The organism is Achromobacter sp. Marseille-Q0513 (assembly GCF_018195695.1).
Taxonomy (GTDB): domain Bacteria; phylum Pseudomonadota; class Gammaproteobacteria; order Burkholderiales; family Burkholderiaceae_B; genus Achromobacter.
Genome location: NZ_JAGTJY010000001.1, coordinates 104,039 through 123,421 on the forward strand (window position 1 = coordinate 104,039; position 19,383 = coordinate 123,421).

The 19,383-nt window shown below is 64.2% G+C and carries 22 protein-coding genes and 1 pseudogene; all 23 read right to left on the reverse strand.

The window, feature by feature from the left end; translation table 11 throughout:
* The 23 genes and pseudogenes from KDH83_RS00440 to KDH83_RS00550 all read right to left on the reverse strand — a co-directional run bounded on the left by KDH83_RS00440 (window position 1) and on the right by KDH83_RS00550 (window position 19,261).
* Complete coding sequence (locus tag KDH83_RS00440; protein ID WP_212312080.1) at window positions 1-549, reverse strand: integrating conjugative element protein; 549 nt, start codon at window positions 547-549, stop codon at window positions 1-3.
* On the reverse strand, window positions 546-1,151 hold the full coding sequence (locus tag KDH83_RS00445; RefSeq protein ID WP_212312081.1) for a transglycosylase SLT domain-containing protein: 606 nt from the start codon (window positions 1,149-1,151) through the stop codon (window positions 546-548). The genes KDH83_RS00440 and KDH83_RS00445 overlap by 4 nt, the downstream gene beginning before the upstream one ends.
* On the reverse strand, window positions 1,133-1,870 hold the full coding sequence (locus KDH83_RS00450; protein ID WP_212312082.1) for a TIGR03759 family integrating conjugative element protein: 738 nt from the start codon (window positions 1,868-1,870) through the stop codon (window positions 1,133-1,135). Before KDH83_RS00450 ends, KDH83_RS00445 begins: the two co-directional genes overlap by 19 nt.
* A gap of 14 nt (window positions 1,871-1,884) precedes the next feature.
* Entirely contained in the window at window positions 1,885-2,526 is a 642-nt protein-coding gene (locus KDH83_RS00455; RefSeq protein WP_212312084.1) for a hypothetical protein, read from the reverse strand.
* The gene (locus tag KDH83_RS00460; RefSeq protein WP_212312086.1) at window positions 2,523-3,101 is read right to left on the reverse strand and encodes a PilL N-terminal domain-containing protein; all 579 of its coding nucleotides are present in this window, start codon (window positions 3,099-3,101) and stop codon (window positions 2,523-2,525) included. Before KDH83_RS00460 ends, KDH83_RS00455 begins: the two co-directional genes overlap by 4 nt.
* Window positions 3,102-3,331: 230 nt before the next feature.
* Window positions 3,332-5,611 carry a helicase-related protein gene (locus tag KDH83_RS00465; protein ID WP_212312088.1) on the reverse strand — a complete coding sequence of 760 codons (2,280 nt, stop codon included), beginning with the start codon at window positions 5,609-5,611 and terminating at the stop codon, window positions 3,332-3,334.
* 135 nt (window positions 5,612-5,746) lie between these two features.
* Entirely contained in the window at window positions 5,747-6,052 is a 306-nt protein-coding gene (locus KDH83_RS00470) for a hypothetical protein (protein WP_194770476.1), read from the reverse strand.
* A 71-nt stretch (window positions 6,053-6,123) separates the two neighbouring features.
* Complete coding sequence (locus KDH83_RS00475; protein WP_212312090.1) at window positions 6,124-6,432, reverse strand: hypothetical protein; 309 nt, start codon at window positions 6,430-6,432, stop codon at window positions 6,124-6,126.
* 100 nt (window positions 6,433-6,532) lie between these two features.
* Window positions 6,533-7,678, reverse strand: coding sequence for a DUF6094 domain-containing protein (locus KDH83_RS00480; protein WP_254920059.1), 1,146 nt, complete (start codon window positions 7,676-7,678; stop codon window positions 6,533-6,535).
* Window positions 7,679-7,718: 40 nt separating this feature from the next.
* Window positions 7,719-8,369, reverse strand: coding sequence for a hypothetical protein (locus KDH83_RS00485; RefSeq protein WP_003158625.1), 651 nt, complete (start codon window positions 8,367-8,369; stop codon window positions 7,719-7,721).
* Window positions 8,370-8,451: 82 nt separating this feature from the next.
* Window positions 8,452-8,853: a hypothetical protein gene (locus KDH83_RS00490; protein WP_003158624.1), complete on the reverse strand. Its 402-nt coding sequence runs from the start codon at window positions 8,851-8,853 to the stop codon at window positions 8,452-8,454.
* Between the two features lie 94 nt (window positions 8,854-8,947).
* On the reverse strand, window positions 8,948-9,646 hold the full coding sequence (locus tag KDH83_RS00495) for a DUF3275 family protein (RefSeq protein WP_033981914.1): 699 nt from the start codon (window positions 9,644-9,646) through the stop codon (window positions 8,948-8,950).
* Window positions 9,647-9,700: 54 nt separating this feature from the next.
* Window positions 9,701-10,615 (reverse strand): DUF3577 domain-containing protein, encoded by a 915-nt coding sequence (locus tag KDH83_RS00500; protein ID WP_212312092.1) that lies wholly within the window; start codon window positions 10,613-10,615, stop codon window positions 9,701-9,703.
* Window positions 10,616-10,991: 376 nt separating this feature from the next.
* On the reverse strand, window positions 10,992-11,804 hold the full coding sequence (locus KDH83_RS00505) for a hypothetical protein (protein WP_041025082.1): 813 nt from the start codon (window positions 11,802-11,804) through the stop codon (window positions 10,992-10,994).
* 279 nt (window positions 11,805-12,083) lie between these two features.
* On the reverse strand, window positions 12,084-12,362 hold the full coding sequence (locus KDH83_RS00510; protein WP_003158620.1) for a hypothetical protein: 279 nt from the start codon (window positions 12,360-12,362) through the stop codon (window positions 12,084-12,086).
* Between the two features lie 94 nt (window positions 12,363-12,456).
* Window positions 12,457-13,194 (reverse strand): hypothetical protein, encoded by a 738-nt coding sequence (locus tag KDH83_RS00515; protein ID WP_033981909.1) that lies wholly within the window; start codon window positions 13,192-13,194, stop codon window positions 12,457-12,459.
* 212 nt (window positions 13,195-13,406) lie between these two features.
* Window positions 13,407-13,799, reverse strand: coding sequence for a hypothetical protein (locus tag KDH83_RS00520; RefSeq protein ID WP_212312094.1), 393 nt, complete (start codon window positions 13,797-13,799; stop codon window positions 13,407-13,409).
* A 21-nt stretch (window positions 13,800-13,820) separates the two neighbouring features.
* Window positions 13,821-14,033, reverse strand: a complete 213-nt coding sequence (locus KDH83_RS00525) for a hypothetical protein (RefSeq protein WP_003158617.1) — start codon at window positions 14,031-14,033, stop codon at window positions 13,821-13,823.
* A 328-nt stretch (window positions 14,034-14,361) separates the two neighbouring features.
* A pseudogene (locus KDH83_RS00530) lies at window positions 14,362-14,592 on the reverse strand (hypothetical protein); the annotation flags it as partial.
* Between the two features lie 538 nt (window positions 14,593-15,130).
* Entirely contained in the window at window positions 15,131-17,143 is a 2,013-nt protein-coding gene (locus KDH83_RS00535) for a DNA topoisomerase III (protein WP_212312098.1), read from the reverse strand.
* Window positions 17,144-17,418: 275 nt separating this feature from the next.
* A complete protein-coding gene (locus KDH83_RS00540; RefSeq protein ID WP_212312100.1) occupies window positions 17,419-17,862 on the reverse strand; it encodes a single-stranded DNA-binding protein in 444 nt (147 codons plus the stop codon).
* 74 nt (window positions 17,863-17,936) lie between these two features.
* Complete coding sequence (locus tag KDH83_RS00545; RefSeq protein ID WP_212312101.1) at window positions 17,937-18,464, reverse strand: DUF3158 family protein; 528 nt, start codon at window positions 18,462-18,464, stop codon at window positions 17,937-17,939.
* Window positions 18,461-19,261, reverse strand: coding sequence for a PFL_4669 family integrating conjugative element protein (locus tag KDH83_RS00550; protein ID WP_212312102.1), 801 nt, complete (start codon window positions 19,259-19,261; stop codon window positions 18,461-18,463). The genes KDH83_RS00545 and KDH83_RS00550 overlap by 4 nt, the downstream gene beginning before the upstream one ends.
* Between the last annotated feature and the right edge of the window lie 122 nt (window positions 19,262-19,383).

Below are 19,383 nucleotides of genomic sequence, written 5' to 3' on the forward strand. Positions count from 1 at the left end.
TCATTGCTCGATGCCGGTGGCTGTGATCAGCACCGGGTAATGCTGCAGACCCAGGCGCTCAGCCAAGTCGTCACCGGCCACAGGCGCAAGGGCTACGCCCGGCACCAGGGCACGCAGCCGTGCCAGGCCCTGCATGGTCTCGACGTCAACCACCAGGCCCACCGCGCCGCGCTCGCGCAGCGATGTTGCCAGGCGACGAAGCCAGGCGTGGGAAGCCTCGTCGTCGCCGACGACCACGAAAGGTCGCAGGCCCGGTGCCTCGATAACGCGCCGCGCGACGGTGCCAGGCGTGAGCTTGGCGCTGCGCACCGGCAACATCGCGGCCTCATCCATGGGCGTAGCGGGCACCGGGAGCATCGGGATGGGCGGTCGGGCCGGAGCATCGGCGCGCGGCTGAAGGTTCAGGGCCTCGTAGTACGGCAGCGCCGATGTGCCGCCACGGTCTTCGACCACGATCAGCGGCTCGCCGGCACGCGAGGCCAGCGGCAGAGCCGCCAGTAGCACGAGCAGGCCCTTCAGCGTGAGATTGGTCAGTTGGAACTTCGTCATGGGGATTTCTCCTGGTGCGCGACGAGTGCCGCAGCGGTTGGGCGCGTGCCCTGCACGCGGGCAAGATGGCGCGACACGCTGCGCCGATAGTGGGCGGCAGGCTCTCCACCCGCAGGACGGTGGTAGCGACCGATCGCCAGCAACCAGTCCTCGCCAGCGGTGTGCTGCTCCTTCAGGATTTCAGCGGCGATGGCGAGGTTGCGGTATGGGTCGAGCAGGTCGCACGGACTGACGTAGCGCTGCTGGTGATAGCCGAGGTTGATCTGACCCAGGCCCGCGTCGATGCGCGTGTGCGGCGTGGAGCGCATTGCCTGCTGCAAACCGGCGCATGCGTCGGCGCGTGTGGCGAAGCGGCGCGACTGACCGGCGACGTTGAGCGACCACGGCCACGGGACGATGCGCCCGTTGCGGCGGATGCCGCTCTCCTGCAAGGCCACCGCGTAGAGCACCGACGGGGGGATGCCCGCGCGCTGAGCGGCAAGCTGATAGGCCGGTGGCGGAATCTCCTGGGCATGGGCGGCGCAGGCGCACAGGCTCGCCGCGAGCGCCAGTGCGCGCAAGCACTGCGAAACGGAGGTGGCCGTTACGGCTGGCGCTGCCATTGGCCGTTCACCTCGCGCACGACTGCTGGAAGATCGCCGGGCAAGCTCAGCGACAGCCACCGCCCGCCATCATGGTTGAGCGTGATGCCACCGCTGCGCACGCGCGCCGGATCGACGTTCGCACGCTTGGCCCAGTCGCGAATACGTGTGTCGTCCTGGCGGCTACCAACCATGTACAGGTCGAACTCGGTGCCAGAGGATTGCAGGCGCTGCACAAGCTGCCCGCAGGCCGCGCAGCCGTCCTTGACGAACACCGCCGTGCGGCCGGAGCCGCGCAAGGGATTGGCGCTTGTGCCGGTGTCGGGCTTGTCGTCAGGCAGGTTCACCCGCTGCATGCCGGGATTCAGGCGCTGCCAGGCCTCGTCGTAGGCACGCTGGTAGGCGAGCAGCCTCTCGACACGGCGCGCTTCGATCTGCACCTGCAGTTCGGCGTAGCGGCGCCGCTCCTCGTCTGTGCGCGCCTCGATGCCCAGGGCGGACAGTGGGTCCAGGTTGGGTGAGTAGATGCCCAACGGCCCGTCCATCAGTTCGCGATAACGCGCCCACTCCTGCGGTTGCAGGCCCCAGTCGCTTGCCACCCGGTCGTCCACGGAGCGGGCGATCAGCGAGCGCTCCTGACTTTGTGTATTGCGGGCGGGAGCCGTGGCCGGCTGCTGCGCCCAGGCGGACAACTGGGCAGACGCCAGCAGGAGCGCGGAAAGGATGATGGACGGCCTCATGTAACGTGCTCCGCTCAGGGAATCGCCATGCGATGGGTCTGGTCGCCGGTTTGGAACACGGCGGAGTTGCCCTCGACCGCCTGCAAGCGCCACGGGCCGACGGCATCGCCGGGAAGCAGCACCTCAAGCTGGTCGGGCGTGAAGTTCCCGTTGTTCGGCGCGACGGACAGGCTGCGCTGGCCGGCGCGAAGTTCGGCGCCGACAATGCGGAACGGCAGTGGCGGCGGTTCCCGCTTGGCGGTGGGCTTGCTCGGTGCGCGCGGCTGAGCGGGTGCTGCGGCACGCAGGGCGCTCTGGCGTGCCTTGATCTGCTCGACTTCCGCACGAAGAGCCTGAAGGTCGTCAGCAGCGGCATAGCCGCTCAGCGTTGTCTCGACCTGGGCAGCGCGTGCTTCCAGGAGTTCGCGGGTGTCTTTGAGGTCTGCCGCTGTTGCGACGGCTGGACGCTGCTGGATGGCATCAATGGCCTCGGTCAGGCTCGCCGCCTGCGCTTCGAGATGTTGCAGGCGGGAATCAAGCCGCTTCTGGTCGGCCTGCTCGTTCACCGCCTGGTAGCCGAGAGCGACGAAAACGCTGAGGCCGATCAGCCAGAGCCACATCAGGCTCTGCAACACCACGGCGGTGATCGGGCGACGGGGAGACTGCGCGGCATTCATGGCTGGCCTCCCGAAACCGAAGGCATCAGCGGAAACGTCTGCACCGCCTCGGCAGCAGGCGGTTCGTGTGCGTGCTCGGCAGTCGCACTGCCTCCAGGCTGCTCAAAGCAAATCTGCCGTGCCCGCTCATTCGCATGCAGTTCCCAGGCCGGGCCAGCCAGGGTGAGCAGCGCATCGCGCATGGTCATGGGGCCAAGATGCAGGTGTGCTGCCGGCAGCGGGAGCGCATACAACTCGGTCACGGCGCGGGGCGTCTCGCAAAGCTGGTAGCCGCTGCGTTTGAGCACATGCCGCAGGCCATCGCCCACCGTGGTACGGGTGTCCTCGGGCATGGACACGTCGATGGTCTGCGACAGCAAGTCACGCTGCGCCGCCGTGGGTGCCAGCTCGACCAGCGTGTAGCGGCCATAGCGCACGACGGGAATGAACTCGGGTGTCTCGGGTTCGGGAGCGGTTGAAACTTCTTCTATAGCGTCCGGCGCCAGCGGCGTGGTCGTGGTGGCGCAGCCGCTGGCCAGCGCTGCGGCCAGGAGAGCAGCGCCGACCAGACGCCGGGATACATGGGTTGCGGGCATGGCATCGGCTCTTCTGTTGCGATGCCGATACCTTGGCGGAGCGCCGTTGAGCGGTCAGCTAGGAATGCGAACTGGGTGGTGCCCGGTTTTCTGCCTTGGGCAAGTGCTGGGCCTTCACGGGAACCCTTTGGGATGAGAGAAAAACGCAGCCCCGCCCACGAAGAACGCGGGTGGGGCTGCAAGATGGGAACAACGGAAAGCCGGCGGCGCGAGGCCGGCGGGCGTGGGAATCAGGCAGCGACCAGTTGCCGGGCCAGTGCGACCTCGACGGAATCGCCGTCCTGGTTGAGCACATCCAGCCCCGATTCGGGCACATCGCCCGAGGTGGACTGCGAGACCATGATCTTCTTGGCCATCAGTTCCAGGCAGGTCATCTGCGAGGAACCGGCATAACCGAGGTAGATCACGCGCACGGGCTGTTTCTGCCCGATGCGCCAGGAGCGGCGTGCTGCCTGTTGGAGCGAGTACACGTTGTAGCCACTTTGCATGAACACAATCGTCGGGAACTCCAGCAGGTCCAGCCCCGTCTTGACCAGCTCGGGATTGGTGACGAGCACGTCGATGCCACGATCCAGTTGCTCGGCGATCCAGTCCTCGCGGCGGCTGGCATCCACGCTTGCGCGCAGTACCGCCACCTTGAAGCCTTCCTGCTCCAGCAGTACCTTCAGGCGCGACGTGGTGTCGCGCGTGCCGGTATAGACCGTGTATGCCAGAACCTTGCGGCCCTGTTCCTTCTCCGCTTTGCAGATATCGATCAGCTCACGCTCCTTGGGACTGATCTCGAACTCATTGAACTGAGCCTGGACAAACGCCAAGGTGTTGCGCGTGCGCGGATGCACCACGGTCTCCGACCGGAAGCAGCAATCCGGCCAGGCCAGCAGCACGTTGAGGACCACGCCCAGTAAGGTCGTGTCGCGTCGCGCCAGAGCCTGTTTCAGCTCCGCGGTCAGCCGACCCGCCAGATCGCGGTAGGCCGCGGCTTGCGCCACGTCCATCTGGACTTCACGAAACTCCTCGTCATACGGCGGCAGGACGTTGCCACCGATGTCCTTGAGCTTGAGAAAAATCGTGAACGGCAGGATGCAGCGCAAGACGCCCTTGGGGCCGAAACCCGGGGCCTTGACCGTGCGCACCGATACCTTGGTGCCCTTGGCTGTCTTGTGCGCCGTGCCGACGCTCTCGGAGTAGATGTCCTTGAGGACGCCGTGATCGCGCATGAATGCCATCGCAGCCGAGGTCATGCTGCCGCTCGTGGTCGGGCGGTAGCCGTCTTCGATCATCCGTCCTGGCAGTGCCCGGAACAGCAGGTAGAACAGATCATCGCCGTAGCCGCCCATCAGCGTGCCGGTCAGCAGCAAGGTCTTGCGAGCCTTCGCCGCCAACACGCCCATGGCCTGGCCCTGGGCGCTGCCACCGTTCTTGTACTCGTGCGCCTCGTCGGCGATGAGCAGGTCGAACGTGCCTTGCGGCAGGTAGCGTTTGATGAACTCGGACGGTTGGTAGCCGCCTTCGCCAAAGCCAAACTCCATGTTGGCCATCGCACGTTCCATGCGCGTGGCCTGACGGTCGGAAAAAACCAGCTCGCCGTTGCCATCCATGAGGTTGATGAACTCATGGATGTTGTCGCCCAGCATCGACGCCAGAAAACCATCGCCAAACTTCTGCATCAGCTTCTGCGCGGTGACTTCCCCGATGGTCGGGATGCGCTTCAAGGCTTTGAGGACGACCGAGGACTGGTCACTGCCGGACAGGCTGCGCGGGCGGATCAGCGTCCACAGGGGCGCGGCGCAGTGGCTGCACTTCCTGCGGGACTCCTCGGCTTCGAGCGCGACCGGGTTGACCGGCTCGCCGTCGAGGTCGGTGATGACCGTGCCGCAGTCCGGGCACGCTGCCACGTCGCCGTGTCGGGTGCGCCGCTGGGTGAAGACCGGCTTCCAGTGGAAACCCATCCGCATCCTGACGCGGCCCAGGATGAAAAACTCCTGGCCTGTGGGCTGCACACCCAACTGCTCGCGCAGCTTGATGAGTTTGACCAGCGTGTCCGGACCATTGAGCACCCAGACCTTGGCGCCAGCCACCGTCTCCTGGATCTCACGCCGCCACTTGTAGACCAGGTGGGGAGGCGAAAGTACCAGGGTGCGGCGGTAGCCTTCGGCGTTGAGCACCGCGGCCGTGGCGATGCCGACGGTCGTCTTGCCGCAGCCCATTTCGCCATTGACGATCGCAGCGCGCTCGCCTTGATCGACCAGCAGCTCGGCGGCGGCATGGACAACTTCGGCCTGGGCCTGGAACAGCTTACGCTTGAGGCTGGCGACGACGAGTTGCCGCTGTGCTTGCGCTTGGCCGGTATAGACCGGCGGGTTGGCGCGGTTGAGAGAGTCGAGCAGTTCGTCGCCGAATTCACCGACAAAATCCTGAAGGCTCAGGGTCAGAGGGGAAGATTGCGCATCGAGCAGGTCGCCCTGTACGGGCGCTGCATCGTTGGCAGTGGTGTCGAGATCGAGGGACATGGAGATGCTCCAAAGAAAAATGGGACATGCACCACCCCAGCGGGGCGATGGCATGCCCCGTGGTGGGAAGAGAGACGGCGAACCGTCGGTGGTTGGACAGTGCAGGCGCTTGTGGCCTGCGGTGACAACTCAGGGTCAGTACTCGGACGGCAGCACGATGTGGGTCGCGTTGCGATCTGCTTCGGTGAAGATGCGGATGCTCAGGTCACGGGTGACGACGTAAAACGAGTCGATGCGTTCGCCAGACTCCAACGCAGCGTTGTTCTGCTGCCATTGGTAGTCCGCGACGTCGCCCCAGTCGCCACGCATGTGGCGTTCGAAAAGCGGCATGGGATCGAGCCGGCCTTCGTTCATCAGGCGTTCGACGCCTTCGCTGAACTCCAGTGCACCGATCTCGAACAGCCGTTTGCGGCGATGCTTGTCATGTTGGTTGGATGTCATGTGGCTTCCTTCTGAGTGAAGGGACCATGGCACCCTTGCGGGTGTCGGTGGCCCCGCGTTGGAGAAGATCATTACTCGCTGGGCAGCAACAGCGTGGTGACGCTGCGATCCCATTCGGTGATGATCCAAATCTTCAGGCCGGGTGTGACCTCGTAAGAAGAAAACAGACGATCCTCGCCGGACTTCAGCGCGGCATCGTTCTGCCCCCTGTCGCTGTCGTCGAGGTCGCCCCAATCGCCGCCGAGGTGGCGACGCAGGTAGGGAGTCGGGTTGAGCCGGCCCTGTCGGACTAGGTCATCGACGCCGCAGGTCATGACCACCTGGCCTGGCGAGAAGCGCAGGCTCGGTGTCTGGCTGATGGAAAGTGCTTGGGCTGCCATGGAAGGCTCCTGGATTTGGAGGGGCCACGGCACCCCATCGGGGCGACTGGCCCCCGGTGGGTAGAAAAATCGACGGCGAACCGTCGGCGGTGAAAAACAATCAGCGAATGGTCAACACCTCGCCCCGTGTCGGGGAATCAGGCGTCATGTCCCACGCGCGGATGACGGGAACAAACTTGTCGGTGAGGATGCGCGTCTCGGCGATCGAGCCGTCTTCGCGCTCGGTGAATTCCCGCTGGAGCGTCTTGTCCTTGTGGGTGTCACCTTTGACGACGAGCACGCGCCCCGTCTTGGATTGCACGACTCCCGAGATCGCGCCTGCGGCCAGAGCCAGGGCGAGATGCCAGTGGGACAAGGCCCGCGCCGGTGGACGCAGCGTCTGCTGCGCGGCCCCCAACTGCGTATCCCGCGACGGCCAGAGGCCTTGCAGTCTGCCAACCTCATCGGCGAACTGCTCCGGCTCCATCGTCACGCGGAAGAAATGCCCCGGCTCCGCCGGGCTGGCGGGGACGATGTACGGCAGGAACGGCCATTCGCTCGGCAGCTCCTCGGCTTCGATTTCGCCAAGCCCAATCTGCAGCAACAGACTGCGCACGGCCTTGACGGCATCGGGTGTCTGCTCACGCTGACGCACCCGTCGCCCGAAGATCACCACCTGCTTGAACTGCGTTTCCACCGCTCGATAGATCCGCAGGTCGGTGTAGTGGCGTGTCAGCCAGCCGACCAGCTCGGCATCGAGCACGTAGCCGGGGACGATGAAGACCAGCACGCCGCCGTACTGCAACAGGGGCAGCGTGCGCTGGTAGAACAGCTTTTCGAGGCGGGCTCGGCCCTGACCTTGATAGCCAATGTTGCCGTTGACGTCCTTGGACAGGTCGCCATACGGCGGATTGAGCCAGAGTAGACCGAAGGACTGCTTGGAGATCATCGTGTCCATCAGGTCCGCGTGCAGACAGTGATCGACCAGACCACGGGCATGGCGCGCCCGCTCTGCGTCGAACTCGACGGCGAACGCCTTGGCATGCTCGCGCCCCAGGGCATGAGCCGCTTCAGCGATTGCCACGCCTTCGCCGGCGCAGGGATCGAGGATGCACATCGGCCCATTGGATTCAGAGTTACTGGGCATCAATGCGTTGAGCGCTCTTTCGAGCGTGGGTTCGTCGGTCGGGAAGTACCCGTTTTTCACGAAATTGCGGGCGAGCCGCGGGAACATGAGAGCCATGGAAGTCTCCTGGTTGGCGGGGATGATTGGCGCAGGCACGCCTTGGCGTGCCTGCGCAGGTGGGTCAAGCCGCTACCGTTTCCGGCGTCCAAATCTTGGCCGGATAGGGATAGGCGGTGAGCACGTCACTGCGGATCAGCGAGCCGAGCGCCTGGGTCAGCGCCGGCACGTCGATGGCGAGCCGATGGCCCACCAAAGGCCCGAGGGCGAACGGCAGGCGGGTCAGCATCTCGCGGCTTTGCAGCAGTTCCAGCACGGTTTCGCGCCAGTGGTCGAGCAATGGCAGTGGGCAGGTGTCCTGCACCAACGTCCACAGGCGGTCAAGCCGGTGGTCGCTATCGCGGGGCAGCAATGCCAGTGCGCTGGCGTTGGCCTTGTCGGGCTTGACGCAGCGCCGATCGAACAGCCACACGTTGGACAGCGAACCGAACAGCGTTCGCCGGTAGGCGCGGGTCATGCGCTTTTCCAGGCGATCGACGTTGCCGACGAACACCGGGACGCTGCCGCCCTGGTCGGTGATGACGTGGAACTGCTCCAGGCCTTGCTCGTCACGCCCGAGGGTCAGGCGAGCAAGGAACTGCTGGACGGCGGTGTCCCGCGCCCAGATCGACAGGAAGATCAGATTGCCCTGGTCATCGCCGACGCAAGCGTCGGCCATCACGTCCGGGCATTCGTCGATGCGATACAGCGTGGTGGAAGAAGGGTTTGCGGGCATAGTGGTGTCCTCGGATAAGCGGGAACAGCAGCGCCGCTGGGGCAAGTGCTGCCCCTTGGGGTGGTAGGGCAAACGCCCTGGCTCAGGCCGTCAGCGTCGTAGCCGGGGCTGCTTTGGGGATGCGCCTCTGCGCGTGGTAGGCGCGAACGCCTGCACGCCAGTCGGCGGATTGCTCCGGTGCGAGATCCAGATAGGACAGCGGGCACGAGTAGTAGTACGGGTGCATGGATTCGTCCAGCGGCTTGTAGCCCCACTGGCCGCCGCTGCGTTGCAGCAGATCGCAGCGGATATAGCGCAGGGACTGACCTGGCGCGAGATCACGATGTACGCCGTCGGCTTTGGCCGTCACTTGCGTAACAGACCAGAGGACGTTGCCACGCAGTGCGTGGGCGATGACCTTCACGCTGGTGCGCTCGGTCTCTTGCGGTGTGATCAGTTCCGCGATCAGTTCAGACCGCGATTGGGGGGAGAAATACCAGCCCATGAGAGGCCTCCGGGAGAAATGAAGCCGGAGGCTTCCCCCGAGGGGAAGGCCCCCGGCGGGTGGGTGAGGAACACCGCAGATGCAGCGTTCCGTACTACGCGGGTTGCAGTTCGGCCTGGCGGCTCCACTCTTGCGTCTTGAAGTCCAGCGCATAACCCAGTTCGCTCAAGCGAGCGATCTGCGCGCGCAGGGTGCGGCGGTCGATGGTCGAATCCAGTTTCACGGACTCATCCAGTGGCCACAGCAGGCCGAACAGCGCGGCATCGCCCTCTTCGGTACTGCCGGAGGCAGTCGCCGTAGCGGGCGTCGGCGCATCCACACCAAAGGGGGTGGTATCGACCAGCGGGTCTGCGGATGCCTGCACAGGTGCGGGCTTGGCGGGCCTGGACGATTTGGCTGGTTTGGCCGGTATTGCCGGCGTTACCGCAGGCTGTGCGCCCAGCTCTTCGTCAAGTGGATCGAGGTCCTGAGTGGCGAAGCTGCGTGCCTCGTCACGGCTCAGTTTGTCGATGTCGTAGAGCGTCATTCCGTCCAGACTGGCGCGGATTTCGAAACGCATGCCACCACCGACCGGGTAGGACTTCGGGAAGATGTACCTGATGATGAATTCCCCGTCGTACTTGCCTTCGGGGTATTGCTCCAGCTCCGGGTCCTTGACCTCGAACGTACCGAGGTGCGTGGCGAGGCGACCGACGGTGAAGGGGCCGTTCTTGCCGCGAATGGTGCGCAGCGTGAGTTGGCCGGGGACGACAATGGGCGAAACCGATTTATCGGATGCCGATGTGGCTGCCATGATGGTTCTCCTTAGCGATTGGGAAAACGACAAGGCCCGCGAGGGCCTTGCCGATCAGAACGAAGCAGCCAATGCCGGCTCCTGCTTCTCCACTTCACCTTCGGGCTCGCGCTCGGCGGGCTCGGCAGGCTGATCGGCAGCGGGGCCGGCGTCCTCGGCTTCGGACGCGGATGCGTCCTGGGCTGGCGGCGTCTCGGCTTGCGCGGGGCTCGTCGGATAGACCTTGGTGCCGTCGATCTTGATCAGGCCGATGTGGATCAGCGTCGATTCCAGGCTTGCGGCCGGTTCCCCAGCGCGTTCACCCTTGGCGCGGATGTACGGATCGATCTTCATGTCGTTGAGACGGAAGGCGATCAGCACCTTGCAGTCGCCTTCGATGGCCTGCACGCACCGGCGAACCAGATGCTCGGCTTCAGGGGTGGTAACGATGGTGTCGAAGTACCGATACTCCGGTTCATCGACAGGCCCGGCCAGCGCGGCGACGGTGCAAGAGAGGAACGGGTCGCCATCTTTGGGCGTGACGTCCTTCGGACGGCTGAGGTAGCCGATGCCGCGGGTGATCAGCTCGTGATGCCTGATCGAAGCCAGTTCGGCTCGGTCAAGTGGCTCGGCCTTGAGCAGTCGCGCCTTGAGGGACGCGGCGGCTTGGCCTTTCTGCTCGCCCTTGTCGCGGATGTACGCATCGCCCCACAGGTCGCCGAGGCGAAAGCGCACCAGCGGGCGCTGCTTGGGATCGTCAACGCCGATGCAGCGCTCGACCAGCTTCTTGGCCTCGGCACCCGAGACCTTGACATCGAAATAGCGATAGCTGGGGTCCTTTGCGGAACCGACCAGCGCGGCGATGGTGCATGCCAGAAAAGGCTGCGCACGGCGGCCGCCCCGAACAGGTACTTCACGGACACGCTGGATGTAACCGATGCCCGAGGTGTGGAGGTCGAAATACGATTTCTCGTTGGACGTGGTGCTCATGGTGAATCTCCATAGGGATGAAGCGGAGACACGCCAGTCCCACGCTGCGGGGAAAGGTGCGTAACCCCGCGATGGGTTGATAAGGCGAAAGCATCCACCACCAGAGACTGGTGGCCGCTCGCGGATGGATGCGGTGCGAGCTGGCTCGGTCACGCAGTGGGAGCTGCGCCGCAACCTCGAAGACCGATGGTTGCCTGGCATGTCGCTGACAACGTCAGCAGGCATGGGCTCATCATGGCCTCGCCTCGCGCGCGAGGCAGCCATCAATCGGCATCCGGGCGATTCCCTTTGATGAATCTCCCAGGCAGAAAAAAGGCCCTCCTTCCGAATGGAGGGAGAGCCTGTGGGGGCATGTCGCCTGGTTTTTTTCGTGGTGTCACGCAGGTACAGCGCGGCGCCGTCGGGACGTCTCCGCGCCGATCACGCTCACATCGATCAGACGCCAGCGTCCGTCGTCGATGAGCCGCTCCAGCACTTCGCCGAGCATGTCGAAGTACACCTCGTCGTGCCGATCGACCAACTCGCCGTCGCGGCGCAGCTCCACCGCATAGGTATCGCTGCCGCGCTGGTAGAGGATCGTCACCTGGCCGGCGAACTTCGCGGTCGAAACCGTGAAACTGATCGCCGGGGGCGTTTCGATGATCCTGGACGGCTTCGGATCGACCCAGGTGAAGTCGTGGGCGCCCGCATCGACCAGCATGTGGGTGATGCGCCGGAACCCGTCGGGCGCCGGCATTTCCTCCAACTGCTCGATGAGCTGACCCAGTTCCAAGCACTGCGGCTCGGGAATGGGCAGCTTGGCCGGCGCGGAGCCGAGGATGTGTGTCTTGACGGTGTAGGGAGTGCCGTCGGACATCATCTCGGTGCGCTCTTCTGGCGTGTCCGCACGCAGGCCGTCGAAACGGCGACGGGCATAGGGTTGGACATGCACCTTGGTGCCCTCGCTGGGAACGGTGGTCACCAGGTTGGGATCGAGTACCGCGAACTCGCTGGGCTTGAGCTTGACGACGATGGCGTCTTCGCTGGCTGCTACCACCTTGCCGTCGAAAGGCTGGGGATCAATGACGAAGCCCAGTGTCGAGGACTGTGGTTGATCATCGAACACGCGATACTTGAACGACCGCACGTTGCGCGGCACATGGCCTGCGACCAGCGAAGGCATCAGGGTCTTGATGAGAGAGCGATCCATGTGAATCTCCTTGAGGAAGAACAAGGGATTCCCGCCCGCAAGGGATAGATCCCTTGTGGGTGAATGGGCGCGATGCGTCCGTAGGAAGAAACAACCAGCACGGTTTCCCGCGCTTGCAGCCTTGAAGGTCTTGGCTGCCTGGGCATGTGTCGGCAACGCCGACGAACATGGGGTAATGATGGCCCTTGAGTGAGCGGCCTGCGTTCAGCAAACCGCACCGCGCCGCACCCGCTTTCCTGCGCCGGGACAAGAAAAGGCCCCTCGAAAGGGGCTGGGTGGTCAGGCTTGGTACACGAAGTAGTGTTCGCGCTGACGTGGAAAGAACACGTGCTTCCACGTGTCGCCGCCGGTGTTGCCACCGTCGAAAACGACCATTTCGTAGTCGTCAATGTCGGTGTCGGCCAGATCGGCGCTGGCGATATGGCGCATGTGCAGCGTGCCACTCAAGCGCTCGAATACCAAGATCTGGCCGATGGCGTCGTCCTGGCCCATGGCGTTGACGCAGGCTCCAAGCTGATGCTCGAAGTCGCGTGCGGGCGAGATGAGGTCGGGGAACATAAAGTGCTCCTATGAAATTGGACCAACCCAGCTCCTAGAAAGGAGACGGGCTGGCATGGAGGGCAAAGAGGAAGGTGGGCTCGTGGTGTGTTTGCTAGGACTCGGCCAGCGGCAAGCCCGGCAACACGGGCGCGTCGGCGTCGAGGATGAGGATGCGCACATCGGCCTGGCCAGCCAGTTCCAGGATGTTCGCGAGGTCGTCTGGCATGCCCTTGCTGCGGTGCTCCTGCCGAAGCTGCTCGGCGGTGATGCCATCGGCGTGCTCCAGGTTCTGGTCCGTCCAGGGCGTTGAGATCAGCTTGACGCCGATCGCCGGGCTGTACGGAACCCGAAAGGCGATGAACAAAAAGGCCTCCGGCGTGGCGAGGTCCGCCAGATTGGCGAGGTACTGGCCGGTTTCCTGGCTGATGTGCGCGCTGCTGATTTCCCAGCAGCGGCTGTAGTAGCCGGTCTCGAAACTCAGGCGCTGCACGATTTCCCGCGCGGCCTCGACCGAATAGCTGTCACCGACGTGGATCAGGCGACCGTCGAAGTCCTCGCCATGAATGGCATAGACCACGGCACCGATCACGCCTTCGCCGTTAACGCCCTCATCGGCATCGCATTCGGCCAGCACCTCGGCGCTTATAGGTTCAGAGCCGTTCGTGACCACCGCGAAATCGCTGGTGACGATGCAGGAAGATGAAATCAGTTCCTGGTCGGAAAGATGTTGCTGGCTCGGGTGGATATTTCGCCAGACATGCGGGCTTCCGTCCTCGTAGCTGATGGACAGCGTGCGGACGATTTTCAAGTTCCAGTAGCCGCGAACAAAGGGATTGGGATTCTGAGACATGGGAACGCTCCAGATTGAATAATGGAGCCAATTCCCGCCACCGGGAATTGGACCCGGTGGGTTGAAAAGGGAAAATTCGTCAGTCGGCGCTGATCGTTGGCTTTGATTCAGCCGCTTTACGCTGGGCTACGGAAAGGAAATCGAGGGACATGGCCGTGTGGGCGCATGTCCCTCGTGGGGAACGAAAAGACGGGGGTGTGCCCGAAACGGGCTCACCAGCCGCTGTAGTTCACCATCAAGTCGGCGATGACCTTGCGGCGTTGCAGATCGAGGCCGTCGAAGTCCGACAGCCCGTCGAAGTGGCAGCGCTTGAGCATGGCACCGCCCTCGCGCGCGTTGTAGAAGCTGACCATGGCGGACAGGAACATGCGTTCGCCGCTGCTCAGGACGCCGAGGGCATCATTGAGCAGCAGCATGTTGGGACGCAGATCCCACTTGCTCTTGGCCTGGTTCAGACCTTCACGGGTGCCGGGGCCGAACCACTCGGGACCAGCAATCTCGACACCGCGCTTCCATGCCTCGAAAAAGGCTTGGGGCGCGGCAGCGAAATGCTGCTCTTCCCGCATGATCTGATCGACGACGTCCTGCGGCAGCAGTTGATTCATGGCGTGATTCCTCCAGTTGGATCAGGGAATGGCGAGCTGGGACCAGCCGCCTCTTTCGAGGGCACGTTGAGCCGCCGCATGGCTGCGGAAGTATTCGTGCGATTCCCGCGAAACGGGACCTTCGGTATCGCGCGTGCCGATGTAGTGGCCGGCGGCGCTTTGCAGGACTTCGAGCGGCAGGAACTTGCCGCAATAGGTCAAGGCCAACTGGCCGAAAGAGGCTTTGTGGGACATGGGTAGGCTCCTTGAAAAAGCGAGGCCTTGTCCCTCACGGGATGGCAGCTCCCGCACACGGTGGATAAAAAGCATCGGCGTCACGGGGACGCGCGTCCGCAAACTTGATGCGATACGGACTGGCGGGTTACGCGGGAAGAACCCGCGACAGCCTGGAACCCATGGCTGCTGGCATGTGCTGACGAATCAGCGAACATGCGGGCAGCTTCGTCCGGGGGGCCGTGCTGCGTCAGTTGGAAAACGGCATTCGGCCCAGCCCGGATTGATGGGCGTAGAGACAGAAAACCCGCATCGAGTGCGGGCTGTCAGGGGGCGTGGATGCGTTGGCTCATTCGGGCGTGTCGCCCAGGACATACTGCTTCCACAGGGCGAATGCCTCGTCCTGTCCCAGTTCGGCCAGGACCACAATGGGTTGCGCCTGCCGCGCACGCAGCGAAGCGAAATACGCATTACGGTCGGCGATGGCCTTGAGATTGATGCCATCGATGAACAGCAGTTTGCCGCCCTTGATGAACAGCACCTTGTTGCCAAGGTCGCGCTCGAACGCGGCTCGTACTTTCTCCGGTTGTTGCATGCGTCGGTTTCCTGTTGCTGTGGCCGGCCATTGGGTCGGAACGTTGATCGGCGAGATAAAGGTGCCGAAGGCTCGCTGACCTTCGGCTCGGGAGGAAATAACCACCCGTGGGCTGTTGCAGGCCCGGTCGTCGCTCGAACCGTCTGCTCATCAGCAATCACACCCGGCTCATGTCGTGGCTGGGGCCGGCATCGTCTGGCGCACATCCGCGCACAAAGGGAGCCCGTTTTTGCGCCGGTGGGCACCGGCACTGAATACCGCTGACCACAAAGGGTCTCCGGGTGGCTCGCGCAGCCTGGCAAGCCATCGGGGGACCCTTCGCAGTAGGCGGGAGAAACACAGACCAGCAGAACACGCGGGAGACGGTTCGCGGAAAAGCTACCTTCAGGTCCCGCAGCCGGGGACGGCTGGACGGGACGCGCACACGAACAAGAAGGCGTTGCGCGCTGGGCGACCCGCAGGGGCGTGCGGGACACGGGCCACGCCTGTGAAACAGGGTGCGGCCCACGGGAAACGGAGTCGGTCAGGCGCCTTTGCGGCTGCTGCTACGTGAGCGCGAAGCGCCACGCTTGGGCGGACCGGATTCGACCGGCAGCGTGCCTTTGCAGTCGGGGTAGCGACTGCACGACCAGAATGGACCGCTCTTGCCGGTGCGTTGGCGCGTCGGTGCGCCGCACTGCGGGCATGCTGGCCCATGGGGAAGCTTGATGGACAGGGACATGCTGCCGTACTGCGCGATCAACTGCGAAATCCAGGTGGCCTGCTTGCTGAGGAATACGTCCAGGGTGAGCTGTCCGGCCTCGATCATGTCGAGCGCCTGCTCCCACACCGCTGTGGTGCCGGGGTCTGCAATCGCTGCGGGCACGGCGTCGATCAGCGTGAACGCCGCATCCGATGCGCGAATGGAGCGGCCCTTCTTCACGATGTAGCCACGGGCGATCAGCATGCTGATGATGTTGGCCCGCGTCGCCTCGGTGCCGATGCCCGTTGTGTCTTTGAGCTTCTGTTTCAGACGCGGGTCGGTTACGAAACGCGCAACGCCCTTCATCGATTTGACCAGTTCGCCCTGGGTATAGGGCTTGGGCGGCATCGTCTTGAGCGCCTTGATCTCGACCTCAGCCACCTGGCACGCCAGGCCCTCACGCAGCGGGGGCAGCACCTGGCTGCGCGCTGCGGCGTCGCCGTCCTCATCCGCTTGCGGCTCGGCCAGCACCAGACGCCAGCCCTTGACGACCACCTGTTTACCGGTGGCCACCAGCATCTGCTGGCCGCAGGAAAACTCAGCCACGGTACGGTCGAACGCGTGGTGCGGAAGGAACTGCGCCAGGTAATGCGCCCGGATCAGCCGGTACACCGCCAGTTCCTTCTCGCTCAGAGCAGAGAGGTTCGCCGGTTCGAGCGTCGGAATGATGCCATGGTGCGCCGTGACTTTGCCGTCGTTCCAGGCGCGCGAACGCTGGGAGCGGTCGAGCTGACCCATGATCGGGCGCAGCGACGAGTCGGCCTTGAGCAGGCTGTCCAGGACGGCTGGCACTTCGGCGAACATGCTTTCGGGCAGGTAGCCGGAGTCCGAGCGTGGGTAGGTCGTGGCCTTGTGCGTCTCGTACAGGGCCTGGACGATCTGCAATGTTTCCTGCACGTCCAGCCCGAGCTGCCTGGAACAGACCTCCTGAAGTGTCCCCAGGTCGAACAGCAGCGGCGGGCCTTCGCGAACGCGCTCGGTCTCGACCGACACCACCTGGACGCTGCCCGCAGCGTGAATCTGCTGCGCCGCCAGCTGGGCGACCGGCTGTTGCAGGCAACGACCGGCCTCGTCGGTGCAGCCGTCGGGTGCAACCCACTGCGCGGCGAAAGCCTGACCCTCTGTGGACAGAGACACGTCGATGCCCCAGAACGGCACCGACTTGAAAGCCGCGATTTCGCGGTCGCGATCCACGACCAGCTTCAGGGTCGGGGTCTGGACACGTCCGACCGACAGCATGCCGTCGTAGCCCGCCTGCCGCCCAAGTACAGTGAAAAGACGGCTGAGGTTCATGCCGACGAGCCAGTCTGCCCGCGAACGTGCCAGCGCCGAGTAATACATCGGCAGCGTATCGGACGACGGCCGCAGCTTGCCGAGCGCGGTGCGGATCGACGCATCGTTGAGTGCCGATAGCCACAAACGCTCGATGGGACCACGGTAGCCGCACAGGTCGATGATCTCGCGGGCAATTAGCTCGCCCTCGCGGTCGGCATCGGTAGCGATGACGAGATGCGTCGCCTTCGCCAGAAGCGCCCTGACGATCTTCAATTGCGTGGCGGTCTTCGGTTTGACCTCGACCCGCCACTGCTGGGGAATGATGGGCAACTGCTCCAGTGACCAATGCTTGAGCGCCGCGTCATAGACCTCGGGTGCTGCCGCTTCTACGAGATGGCCGATGCACCAGGTGACGGTGACGCCAGTGCCGTTGAGACAACCTTCACCACGCTGCGTCGCGCCGAGAATCCGGCCAATATCCTTGCCCTGGGAGGGCTTCTCGCACAAGAACAGCCGCATATCCGTCCATCCGATTTCCGTGGTTCATTGAGTTGCTGGAATCGAGGATGCCGGGCACCGCCAGGGGCCGCAGTAAACAAGTCGCAAGCGGTGGCGACCACTTTTACGGGATGGAATGGCTCGGGCGGAGATAACGCGCAGCCGGGGTATGCGGGCCGGGAGCCGCGATTTTCAGGAGCGCGTGGAAGCCGGTGGACGTTGATGGAGCTATCCCCTGGGGATAGCTCGCAGGTGCAGGGATAGCAGCGAAGCACCGCAACTGCCCCCATGCCGGATCACTTCCTGCGCTTGACCTCCTTCGGCGCAGCCGGTTCCTGGGCTGCTTGGGACTTCGGCTGCGCGTCCTGAGCGGTTTTGGGGCTGAGGGTCACGGACTCGACGCGGAACGGCAGGATGCCAACGCTGCGCGCGTTGATCTGCCAGGTCTCGCGCGGCTGATCATCGTTGTCCGTCCAGGGCTCGCGCTCCATGCGGCCGACGACCAGCACGCGCATGCCTTTCTGGTACAGATCCTTCCAGTGCGCGACGTCACGGTGCCAGATTTCCACCGGTGCCCAGAAGCCGCCGCGATCCTCGAAGTCGCCGCCTTTGGTGGGAACGGGGTTGTCGAAATACACGTTCAGCCGCAGCAAGCGCCGCGGCTCGTCGTTGCCGTTGGGGAACTCCCGGTACTCGGGGGGCGAACCGATGTTGCCCTCGCCAGAAAAATGCGTGCTCATGTTGCAATCTCCGTGGTGGTTGAAATACCCGCGCCTCATCGGCGTCTGGCGCGTGCTTGGGGTGCCCGGCGTGATCACCGGTCGCGCATTGCGGGGGGCATGGACTTGAGCCGGCGCAGGTAGGTGTCTTCCGCCTCGGCCGCCTTGCTGGCGCATTCCTGTGCCTGCCTGCCCAGGGTGTGCAGCAGACTGATCTGCATGTTCAACGTGATGCGCTGAAGCTCGATCGCGTGCAGCTCGGCCAGCAGGTTGACCGGCGTGCCAGTGCTCGCCATCAATTCCTGCCACAGCGCCACACCCATGGCTGAGCGGTCGTGTTTGCGCCAGCGCAAAAACGCCGTGCCTGCGCCAGTGGTCTGCTGGGCCAACTCCACGGGCAGCAGGTGGAAGGGATGCCCGACTGCCTGTTGCAGCACCTGCCGCTGCGTCAAGCCAATCAACTCGTCGCGCATGGCGAAGCACTGACTGGCCCAGGCCTCAAGATCCCCCTTACCCTTAAAAGGCTTCAAAAGGCCTTTTAGAGAGGCAGCGTGTTCCAGCTTCATGAAGGCTGCCTGTTGCAGGCCCAGGAAGTAGCGGGGTTCGCGGTTCGGATCGCTCATGCCTGCTCGCCCTCGATCTCGCCGGCGCTGACTTCGGGTGCTGTGTCAGTGGCCAGCTCGTCGGTGGCGGCCTCGTCGTTGGGGGCGGGCGCTGCAGCAGGACTCTCGGCACGCTGTTGCAGGCCACGGCGCACGATGGGCGGCGCGAACTTCGAGCGGCGCGTGCCTTCCAGCACGTCCTGCGGCAGTTCGCCGAATTTCTCCAGCGCCGCCCGAGCTGCGGCGTTCTTTGATACGAAATCGTCGCGCGTACAGCCCGAATAGCGGTATTGCTGGGCCAGCGTGAACAGGCTGCGCAGTGCATGGGCGCCCTCGTTGAGCCAACGCTCCAAGGTGCTGCGGTCGATGAGTGCCGTGTGGTGGGCGAGGATCAGTTTGCGGGCGATGTCGTCGTATTCGGCCAGCAGATAGACGGCGGCAAAGCCGAGCTGCGCATTGACGAACAGCGGCAACTTGACGGGCTGAACGTTGAGGTTTTCGCCCAGGCTGAGTGCCGGCGGCACGCTCGCCAGTGCCTGATCCACCTGCTCGCGCAGCGATTGCAGCGTGGTCTTGGTCTGGTCGAGCTTGACCTCGATGCGCAGCATCCACCAATCCGAGTACGGGTCGTCCTGTTCCGAACCGCGCCGCATCTTGTTCATTTGGGCGATGTAGCCGTTCAGGCCAACGATGCCCGGTCGCCCGTCGGCGGCGGCACGGCCATGCCAGATGCGCGAAGCGTGGTGCGTGTGAAGCGTCAGCGACATCGCGCTGCGCAGGGAGCCGAGATTCAGTTGCAGAGGTTCATTGGTTGCCATGGTGTCCGCTCGTTGTGTGGAAAGGAGCGGTCAGCTTCGGCAGGAAGCGGAAGGCCGTCAGTCAACAAACCGAAACCTGCCAGACCCCGGTTCAGCGCGCGGTGGCCGCCTGCGGCGCGAGC